The sequence below is a fragment of the Longispora urticae genome (assembly GCF_053902585.1).
The window spans coordinates 46963-56124 of sequence record NZ_JAQZSH010000047.1; the positions used below are offsets into that span (position 1 = coordinate 46963).

Sequence of the window (9162 nt, forward strand, 5' to 3'; positions counted from 1 at the left end):
TTCGTGAATGGTCACGAGAGTACGGTGCACTCAAAGGAAAACTGGCCCCCATATAGCGGCTCTATATTTTCCCCTTCGTTCTATAGGGCTTCTGAGCTGGTAAAACAGCACTCCGTAATGGGTAGGTTCGTCGATGTATTTCGTGTGATGCGGATCACGTGTCGGCCTGTCTCTATTCTCTTGTGGACCCCAATGGCGGGCCATTAGCTTTCAGGGCGCTCCCTATTCTGGAGGCGAGAATCCATGACTCCCGACTGGGTCGACCGTGTCCTCCTCGACGGCCCCGACGACGAGGTCTGCCTGTGGTTCGCGGGCCCCGTCCGCCGGTCCGAGCTGCGCGCCGCGGTGGCCGACCGGCACGCCGCGCTCGTGGTCGCCGGGCTCCGGCCGGGCGGCACCGTGGCCCTGCGGCTGCCGCCGTCGGTGGCCTACGTGACGTGCCTGCTCGCCGCCTGGCAGGTCGGCGCGCAGGTGCTGCTCCTCGACCACCGGCTCACCCCGCACGAGGTCGACGCCGCGCTCGCCCGGCTGGAGCCGCAGCTGCTCGTCACGCCCGACGCCGAGCCCGACGGCGCGCTGCGCGGGTTCCACGACGTCACCCCGGTGATCGCCGCCCGACCCGGCCGGCCGGCGGAGACCGGGCACGCGCTCGTGCAGCTGTCCTCCGGTTCGACCGGGCCGTCGAAGGTGATCGGCCGGACCGCGCAGAGCCTGGTCACCGAACTGGAGCGGTACGCCCGGATCCCCGGCATGCCCGCGCGCGGCGACCGGATCGTGGTCCTCAACTCGCTCGTGCACACGTTCGGGCTGCTCGGCGCGCTGCTGCACGGGCTGCACGTCGGCGCTCGGGTCGCCGTGCCGGAACGGATGACCGTGGACGGCATCCTCGACACCCTGGCCGCGGGGCCGGAGCCGACCACCCTGTTCGCGGTGCCGTTCCACCTGGAACTCCTCGCCCGGGTCGCCTCCCCGCCCCCGCTGCCCCTGGTCCGCGCCGTCACGGGCGGTGAGCTGCTCCGCCCCGGGCTGGCCGGGGCGTTCACGGCGGCGTACGGCGTGCCGCTCGGCGGGTGCTACGGCATGACCGAGCTGGGCGTGATCGCGATGGACACCGCCGGCGGTTCCCCGGTCGGCCCGCCCGCCCCCGGCGTGGAGGTCCGGGTGGTCGACGGCGAACTGCTGGTCCGCTCGCCCGCGAGCCCGTACCTGGGGCCGGCCGGCGACCGGTGGGCCGACGGCTGGCTGCGCACCCGCGACGCCGCGACGTACGAGAACGGCCGGGTCGCCATCCTCGGCCGGCTCGACTCGCAGGTCTCCGTCGGCGGGCTCAAGGTCGACCTGTCCGAGGTGGAGCACACGGTGGCCGCGCTGCCCGGGGTCACCGAGGCGGTCGTCGTGCACGACCGGGGGATCGAGGCGTTCGTGGCCCTGGCCGCCGGGGTGCCGGCCGCCGACGTCGAACGGGAACTGGCCGTCCGGCTGGCCGGGTTCAAACGGCCCCGCCGGGTGCACGTCGTGCCGGCGCTGCCCCGGACCTCCAGCGGCAAACGGAGCCGCGACCTGGCGGCGCTCCGTGCCGCCGCACAGCGATGACCCGGCCGACCGGCCGGGCCGAACAGAAGGAGTCACCCATGATCGACGAGCTGCGGACCTTCTCGCTCAGCGCGATGACGGCGATGAACTACGACGTCAGCGATGTCGCCGACGACACCCCGCTCGGCCCGGCCGGCATCGACCTGGAGTCCCTGGGCATCGCGGAGCTGGGCCTGCGCCTCCAGGACCAGTACGGCGTCCTGCTCGCCGACGAGGAGCTGGAGAAGATGGCGTACCTGACCTTCGGCGAGTTCCTGGCCGACGTCGCCGTCCGGGTCGAGCTGGTCCGCGCGGGCGGTCAGGCGGCATGAGCGAGCGTCAGCGAGCGGAGCAGAGGCCCAGTGCGCGGGTGCCTCATGCGGCCGGCGAGCGCAGCGAGGTGGTCGCGTGAGTCTGGACCGCGACTGCGTCCTGGCCATGCTCGCCAGCTACGGCGAACGCCCCGTCGACGCCGTGGACGAGCGGATCGACTCCCTCGACCTGGCGTGGCTGCTGTACGAGATCGAGCGCCGGTTCGCCGTCCCCGTCCGGCTCGGCGACGCCGACCTGGCCCGGATCGTGACCGTGGACGACGCGGTGGCGGTCCTGGGGCCGGTGGTCGGCGGGACGGCCGCGCTGGGGGCGGCGAACCATGCCTGACGAGCCGGCCGGCACCGGGACCGGTTCCGCCGGCATCCGGTCCGGCCACCCGCTCCGGCCCCGGTCCGTCGGCATCACCGGCCTGGCCGTCGCCTCCGCGTTCGGCCGGGGCCTGCCCGCGCTCGCCTCCGGTCTCGCCGCCGGGGTGCCCGCGTTCGCCCCGGTCACCAGGTTCGCGGCGGGGAAGTACCGGATCGGGGTGGCCGCCGAGCTGCCCGGCGCCGGTTCGCTGCTGGACGAGCTGATCGCGGTCGTGGACCAGGCGTGCGAGGAGGCGGGCCTGCGCGACCGGGGCACCACCACCATGCTGCTCGGCGTGCACCGCGAACCGGGCCTGGCCCGGCTGCCCCGCTGGGGTCGGAACCCGGCGGACAGCAGCGCCGGGCTGGCCGTGGCGCTCGCCGAGAAGTGCGGGCTGGCCGGGGCCCCGAGGGCGTACACGACGGCGTGCGTGTCGGCGAGTACCGCGCTGATCGACGCGGCCTCGATGATCCGTACCGGCCGGGCCGACCGGGTCGTGGTGGCCGCCGGTTCGCTGGTCACCGAGGACGACTTCGCGATGTTCGACGCCGGCCGGGCGCTCGCCGCCGACGGGGTGGTCCGCCCGTTCAGCGCCGGACGCAAGGGACTGCTGCTCGGCGACGGCATCGCGGCCGCCGTGCTGGAGGCCGACCCCGACCGTCCACTCGCGACGCTCTCGGGCTGGGGCCGGGCCGGCGACGCCTACCACGTCTGCCAGCCGCACCCCGACGGCACCGGCATGGCCCGCGCGATCACCGACGCCCTCGACCGGGCCGGGCTCACCCCCGCAGCGGTGGGCTACGTCAACGCGCACGGCACCGGTACCCCCCACAACGACGCGGCCGAAGCGGCGGCGCTGCACCGGGCCCTCGGCCCGCACGCCGCACGGATCCCGGTCAGTTCCACCAAGGCCCTGCACGGCCACGTCCTGGAGGCCTCGGGCCTGCTCGAACTCGCGGTCACCGTCTCCGCCCTGCGCGCCGGCCGGCTGCCGGTGAACGCCGGACACCTCGGCCCCGACTGCGACCTCGACCTCGTCCTGACCCCGCGCGCCACCGACGCCCGGCACGCCCTCAGCCTCAACGCCGCGTTCGGCGGCGCCAACACCGCCCTGGTGGTGACCGCGTGACCGTGACCGTGCTGACCCGCGCCGAGTGGCCCGGCACCGGCGAACCCCCGGCCCTGGCCCGGTTCGTGGTGTCCTCGTTCAGCCCGCTGGTCGCCGAGGCCGCCCGGCTGTGCCTCACCGCGCACTACGGCCCGCCCCCCGTGCCCGCCGGCGAGGGCGCGCGAACAGCCGTCGTCCTGGTCTCCACGGCCGGCGACATCGTCAGCGGCCGGGAGGTCGCCGACCTCGTCGACAGCGGCGGCAACGTGTCACCCCTGTTGTTCTTCCAGTCCGTGCCCAACGCGGTCCTCGGCCACGTCGCGACCCGCTGGGGCCTGACCGGGCCGGTGGTCTGCGTCAGCCCCGCCGGCGACCCCACGGCCGACGCGCTGGACCTCGTGGACCTGATGTTCGCCGCCGGGGACGCCGACCGCGCCCTGGTCGTGTTGGTGGAGCAGTCCACCACGCCCGGGACCCCGGACCGGGCCGTCGCCCTGCTCGTGAAGCCTGGAGGCCACCCATGACCAGCATCCGCGCCCGCCTCGCCGCCGACCCCCGCCTGGGCGCCGGGAACGCCATCGAGACCCTCATCGGGTACGGGGTGGACCTCGACGAACCGGCCCTCGCCTTCGACACCCCGGTCGACGGGTACCCGGCCGGACACCTGCTCACCCTCGGCGAACTGGACCGCGCGGTCGCCGCCCGGGCCCAGTGGCTGCACGAGGCCGGGATCGGTCCCCGCGACCCGGTGGCCGTGGTCGCCCCGACGGCCGCCGACAACGTCTTGGCGTTCCTGGCGCTGGCCCGGCTCGGGGCCATCGCGGCGCTGGTCAACGCGCGCCTCGCCCCGGCGATCGCCACCGGCTACATCCGCCGCCTGAACCCGCGCGCCGTGCTGGGTCCACGCTTCCTGATGGACGGAACGCTGGACGTCGGCGGAACGGTACCCCGCCAGCGCACCGGGCAGGAGACCACGGAACCCACCCTCGCGGAGCTGGGCATCGCGTGGCTCGGCGAGGTCGCGGTCGCCGGCAGACCCGACCAGGCCCCCGGGCCCTACCGGCACCACGGCACCGACCCGGTGGCCATCACCCACTCCTCGGGTACGACGGGCGTGCCCAAGGCCGTCACCGGCACCCACGACAGCCTGTTCGCCGCGATCCGGCACCGGCTGACCGCGCCGCGCGCCCAGGGCCTCGACCGCTGGCTGAGCGTCCTGCCCGCCGCGCACAACTCGACCCTGACGATCCTGAACCTGGCGCTGTGCAACCGCACGGAACTCCTCGCGCTGTCCACCCAGTCCGGGGCGGCGACCCTCGACGCGATCGAGGAGTTCGCGCCCGGCACCGTCCTGGGCTTCGCCGGCACCTGGTCCGAACTCGCCACCGCCGACCTGGCCGGCCGCGACCTCGGCTCCGTGGCGGTGTGGTGGAACACCGGGGACTGCGCGCACGAGGCGCACATCCGGCGGCTGATCGCGACCGGCCGGCACCAGGTACCCAGCGTCGACGGGGTGGTCTGGAAGGCCGGCTCCGTGTTCGTGGACAACCTCGGCTCCTCCGAACTCGGTCACTCCGTCTTCTCCATCACCCACCGGCAGGACACGTCCCGGTACGGCCGGTGCGTGGGCCGCCCCGACCCCTACGCGGAGGCCGCGGTCCTCGACGCGACCGGCGCGCCCGTGCCCGACGGGGAACCCGGCATGCTCGCCGTGCGCACCCCGTCGATGTCGCCCGGCTACTGGAACGACTCGGTGGCCACCTACCGGTCCCGGGTCGGCGGCTGGCTCCTGACCGGCGACGTCGTGTACCGCGACGAGTCCGGCTGGTACTACCACCTCGACCGGGTCCCCGACGCCATCACCCTCCCCGACGGCACCCGGGTCTACACGGTCCTGACGGAGGAGCGGATCCTCGCCGGCTGCCCGGAGGTGACCGACTGCACGGTGGTCGCCACCCCCGACGGCGGCATCCAGATCCTCGCCCAGGTCGCCGACGAGGGGGCCGGGGGCGACCTGCTGGCGCGGGTCCGGGCCACGCTGGAGCCGGGGCTGGCCGGGGCCGTGCGCCGGGTCGTCGTCGTGTCCGCCGGCCAGATCCCGCTCGGGGCCACCGGCAAGGTCCGCAAGGTCGCCCTCCGCCCGGCGGAGCACACGACGCCCTCCGGCCGGCCGGACACCGGAGCCACCCGGGCGAGGCCCGACTCCGGGATTGCGCGTACCTCGGCCGCAGCCGGCGCACCGGGTCTCGGGGTGTCGTCGTGAGCCTGCACGCCACGATCACCGGGATCGGACTGGTCACCCCGCTCGGTACCACCGTCGAAGGTTTCTGGAAGTCCCTGTGTGACGGCCGGCCCGCCCTCAGCGCTCCCGACGGCCGCGGCGGCCCCCTGCTGGAGGTCGCCGGCCTCGCCCCGCCCATCGCACCCCTCGACCTCCTCCCGCCCAAGGGCGCGGTCTCCGTCGACCGGTTCGTACTGCTGGCCGTGGCCGCCGCCGAATCCGCGCTCGCCGACGCGGGCATCGTCGTCGGCCGCGACGTGGACCCCGAACGGGTGGCCGTGATCGTGTCCAGCGCGGGCGGCGGCATGGCCACGTACGAGGAACAGGCCCTCGGCTTCGACGCGCGCGGCCGGGTGGCGGTCAGCCCGTACCTGCTGCCGGGCATGATGATGAACCAGGCCGCCGCGCGGATCGCGATCCGGTTCGGCATCCGGGGCCTCAGCACGGCCATCTCGTCGGCCTGCGCGGGCGGCGGCCAGGCGGTGGGCGAGGCGCTCCGGCTGCTGCGCGCCGACGAGGCCGACGTGGTGGTCTGCGGCGGCACCGAGGCTCCGTTCGCGTCGACCACGGTCGCCGGGTTCGCCAACGCGGGCACCCTCGCGCACGGCTGGGCCGACCCGGCCGAGGCGAGCCGCCCGTTCGACGCGCGCCGCAACGGGCTGGTGCTCAGCGAGGGCGCGGGCATGCTCGTCCTCGAACGCGCCGCGCACGCCGACTCCCGCTGGGCGGCCGGCTACGCCGACGTCCTCGGCTGGGGCGCCACCACCGACGCGCACCACCCGACCATGCCCCGCCCCGACGGCGCGGGCGCGGCGGCGTGCATGCGCCGGGCCCTGGCCGACGCGGGCGTGCCCGCCGGGGCGGTCGGCTACCTCAACGCGCACGCGACCGGCACCCGCCTCGGGGACCTCGCCGAGGCCCGCGCCGTCCGCGACGTGTTCCCCGGCCCCGGCCCCGCGGTCAGCTCCACCAAGGGCGTCACCGGCCACCTGCTCGGCGCGGCCGGCGCGGTCGAGGCCGCCGCCACCGCCCTGGCCCTCGGCACCGGCACCCTGCCGCCGACCGCGAACCTCGACGACCCCGACCCGGGGTGCGCCCTCGACCACGTCCGGGGCGCGGCCCGCACGGCGGCGGTCGGGTACGCCCTGTCCAACTCGTTCGCGTTCGGCGGACACAACGTGAGCGTGGTCCTCGGCCGGCCCGGGACCCGGAAGGTGCGCAGTGCGGACTGACGACATCCCCTACCAGCAGTTCTGGTGGCTGCACGACGCCCGGTGGTACCAGGGCGTCGCCCGGCGCTTCGGCCAGCAGGCCGCCAACGAGATCAACGCGGAGGCGCTGCGCTTCGTGTCCCGCCGGGTCGCCGCCTGGTGCGCGCGCCGGTACGGCATCGCGCTGACCGACCAGTCGATGGCCCAGTTCCTCGAGGAGTTCGCCCGGATCCCGCAGACGATGTGGGCCGACGGCTCGATCACCGTCGAGGAGATCCCGGTCGGGGAGAACGCCTGGGAGTCGGTGCTCACCAACAGCTTCGTGCTGAAGATGCTGCGGGCCGCGAGATCCCTCGACGGGTACGAGTGCCCGTGCCTGGAGATGCGCGCCGGCTGGTGGGAGGCACTGGGCCTCACCGTGCGCGACAAGGTCGTGGCCTGCGCCCGCACGGGGGGCGACGCGTGCCGCTTCCACGCGGAGGTCGACCGGCCGTCGACCGGATGCGCGGCCGTCGCGCCCCCCGCCGGAACGGAGCCGGTCCGTGGCTGACCCCGCGCCGCCCACCGTGGACCTCTGGGTCGACCCCATCTGCCCCTGGGCCTGGCAGGCGGCCCGCTGGCTGCTGGAGGTCGAACGGGTCCGGGACGTGACCGTCCGGTTCCGGGCCATGAGCCTGTCCATGCTCAACCAGGGCAAGAAGGACCTCGACACGAGGTACCGGCTGCTGCTCAACCGCGGCTGGGGCCCCGCCCGGGTGTGCGCGGTCGCCGAGGCCGAGGACGCGCTCCGCCCGCTGTACCTGGCCATGGCCGACCGCATCCACGAACAGCGCGCCGGCCTCGGCGAACCCATGCTCCGCGCCGCCCTCGCCACCGCGGGCCTCCCCGGAGACTGGGCCACCCACGCCGCAGACGACACCCTCGACGCGACCCTGCGCGCCAGCCACGAGGAGGTCACCGCCCTGGTCGGTACGGACCTCGGCACCCCGGTGCTGCACGTCGCCGGCGCGCCCGCCTTCTTCGGCCCGGTGATCGCGCCCGCCCCCACCGGGGAGGCGGCCGGCAGGCTGTGGGACGGCGCACTCCTCCTGGCCGGCACCCCCGGCTTCTCCGAACTGAAACGATCACGTGAGGTGGGTACCCGATGACCGGCACCTATGCCCTTGGCCACGCCGACGCCGAACTGGCCAGACTCGAACACCAGGCGGCGATGCTGGCCCCCGCGACCAGCCTGATCCTCCGCCAGGCCGGCATCGGTCCCGGCATGCGCGTGCTCGACCTGGGCACCGGCACCGGCGACGTCGCCCGACTCGCGGCGGACCTGGTAGGCCTTTCCGGTGCCGTCGTGGGCGTGGACCGGTCCGCCGACGCGCTGCGGACGGCCGAGTCGCTGAGCGCCGGCCGCACCAACGTGTCCTTCGTGGAGGGTGACATCGCCACCTGGCGCGACCCGGACGGCTTCGACGCGATCGTCGGCCGCCTGGTGCTCGTGCACACCCCCGCCCCGGCCGACGTGCTCCGGCACCACGCCGCCGCCCTGCGACCCGGCGGAGTCGTGGTGGCCGCCGAGTTCGACATGACGGGCGCACGGTCGGTGCCGGCGACGGCGCTCGTCGCCCGGGCCCGGGAGTGGATCTGCGGGGCCATCGAACGCGCCGGGATGGATCCGGGGATCGGGGCCCGGCTGGGGTCGGTGTTCTCGGCGGCCGGGTTGGGGGCGCCGACGATGGTGGGGGTGCAGGGGTACCACCCGGCGGGGGATGTCAACGGGCCGCTGGTGCTGTCCGGGGTGCTGCGGTCGTTGCTGCCGTTGTTGGAGGCCACCGGGGTGGCCAGCGCGGAGGAGGTGGATGTGGAGACGGTGCGGGAGCGGGTGGAGGCGGAGCTTGCCGAGGTGGGGGCCGTGTTCGTGCCGCCGACCCTGGTGGGCGCCTGGGCCCGCCTGGCGTGAACGCCTTGGCCCGATCGGGTCGTGATCCTCACCGACGGGCAGGTGGCCTGGCACGGCCGGGCGGATGTCACCGCCCGGGTGCCGGCTGAAAAGGCGGCCTACACGTTCAACCTGGCGGGGTACCGGGCCGGGCGCGCGCCGACGGGTACGGGGACCCGGCACACGTTCGGCGGGTTGACCGACGCGGGCTGCCGGCCGATTCCGCTGCTGGAGGCGGCCGCAACGCCGACTGGCCGTTCCAGGTCCCTGTGTTTGTGCTGTCCACACCGGGCAGGCTGGTCGGGAGGTGCAGGCCTGCCCGGTCGGGTGCCGTGACGGTGAACGTTCCACGGCACCCCACGACGAGTGGTCGCCCCGC

Annotated in this window: 10 protein-coding genes; all 10 read left to right on the top strand. The window is 74.9% G+C overall.

What is annotated here, in order from left to right; translation table 11 throughout:
* Nucleotides 1-243 precede the first annotated feature (243 nt).
* The 10 genes from PT931_RS32560 to PT931_RS32605 all read left to right on the top strand — a co-directional run bounded on the left by PT931_RS32560 (nucleotide 244) and on the right by PT931_RS32605 (nucleotide 8804).
* Nucleotides 244-1593, top strand: coding sequence for a class I adenylate-forming enzyme family protein (locus PT931_RS32560; protein WP_456249554.1), 1350 nt, complete (start codon nucleotides 244-246; stop codon nucleotides 1591-1593).
* A 38-nt stretch (nucleotides 1594-1631) separates the two neighbouring features.
* A complete protein-coding gene (locus PT931_RS32565) occupies nucleotides 1632-1904 on the top strand; it encodes an acyl carrier protein (RefSeq protein ID WP_363727109.1) in 273 nt (90 codons plus the stop codon).
* A 76-nt stretch (nucleotides 1905-1980) separates the two neighbouring features.
* Complete coding sequence (locus tag PT931_RS32570) at nucleotides 1981-2232, top strand: acyl carrier protein (protein WP_456249555.1); 252 nt, start codon at nucleotides 1981-1983, stop codon at nucleotides 2230-2232.
* Nucleotides 2225-3382 (top strand): beta-ketoacyl-[acyl-carrier-protein] synthase family protein, encoded by a 1158-nt coding sequence (locus PT931_RS32575; protein ID WP_456249556.1) that lies wholly within the window; start codon nucleotides 2225-2227, stop codon nucleotides 3380-3382. Before PT931_RS32570 ends, PT931_RS32575 begins: the two co-directional genes overlap by 8 nt.
* Nucleotides 3379-3885: a beta-ketoacyl synthase chain length factor gene (locus PT931_RS32580; RefSeq protein WP_456249557.1), complete on the top strand. Its 507-nt coding sequence runs from the start codon at nucleotides 3379-3381 to the stop codon at nucleotides 3883-3885. The genes PT931_RS32575 and PT931_RS32580 overlap by 4 nt, the downstream gene beginning before the upstream one ends.
* The gene (locus PT931_RS32585) at nucleotides 3882-5624 is read left to right on the top strand and encodes a class I adenylate-forming enzyme family protein (protein WP_456249558.1); all 1743 of its coding nucleotides are present in this window, start codon (nucleotides 3882-3884) and stop codon (nucleotides 5622-5624) included. Before PT931_RS32580 ends, PT931_RS32585 begins: the two co-directional genes overlap by 4 nt.
* 2 nt (nucleotides 5625-5626) lie before the next feature.
* Nucleotides 5627-6874, top strand: a complete 1248-nt coding sequence (locus PT931_RS32590; protein ID WP_456249564.1) for a beta-ketoacyl-[acyl-carrier-protein] synthase family protein — start codon at nucleotides 5627-5629, stop codon at nucleotides 6872-6874.
* Entirely contained in the window at nucleotides 6864-7403 is a 540-nt protein-coding gene (locus tag PT931_RS32595) for a hypothetical protein (protein WP_456249559.1), read from the top strand. Before PT931_RS32590 ends, PT931_RS32595 begins: the two co-directional genes overlap by 11 nt.
* Nucleotides 7396-8001 (top strand): mycothiol-dependent nitroreductase Rv2466c family protein, encoded by a 606-nt coding sequence (locus PT931_RS32600; RefSeq protein WP_456249560.1) that lies wholly within the window; start codon nucleotides 7396-7398, stop codon nucleotides 7999-8001. Before PT931_RS32595 ends, PT931_RS32600 begins: the two co-directional genes overlap by 8 nt.
* Nucleotides 7998-8804: a class I SAM-dependent methyltransferase gene (locus PT931_RS32605; protein ID WP_456249561.1), complete on the top strand. Its 807-nt coding sequence runs from the start codon at nucleotides 7998-8000 to the stop codon at nucleotides 8802-8804. The genes PT931_RS32600 and PT931_RS32605 overlap by 4 nt, the downstream gene beginning before the upstream one ends.
* Nucleotides 8805-9162 lie beyond the last annotated feature (358 nt).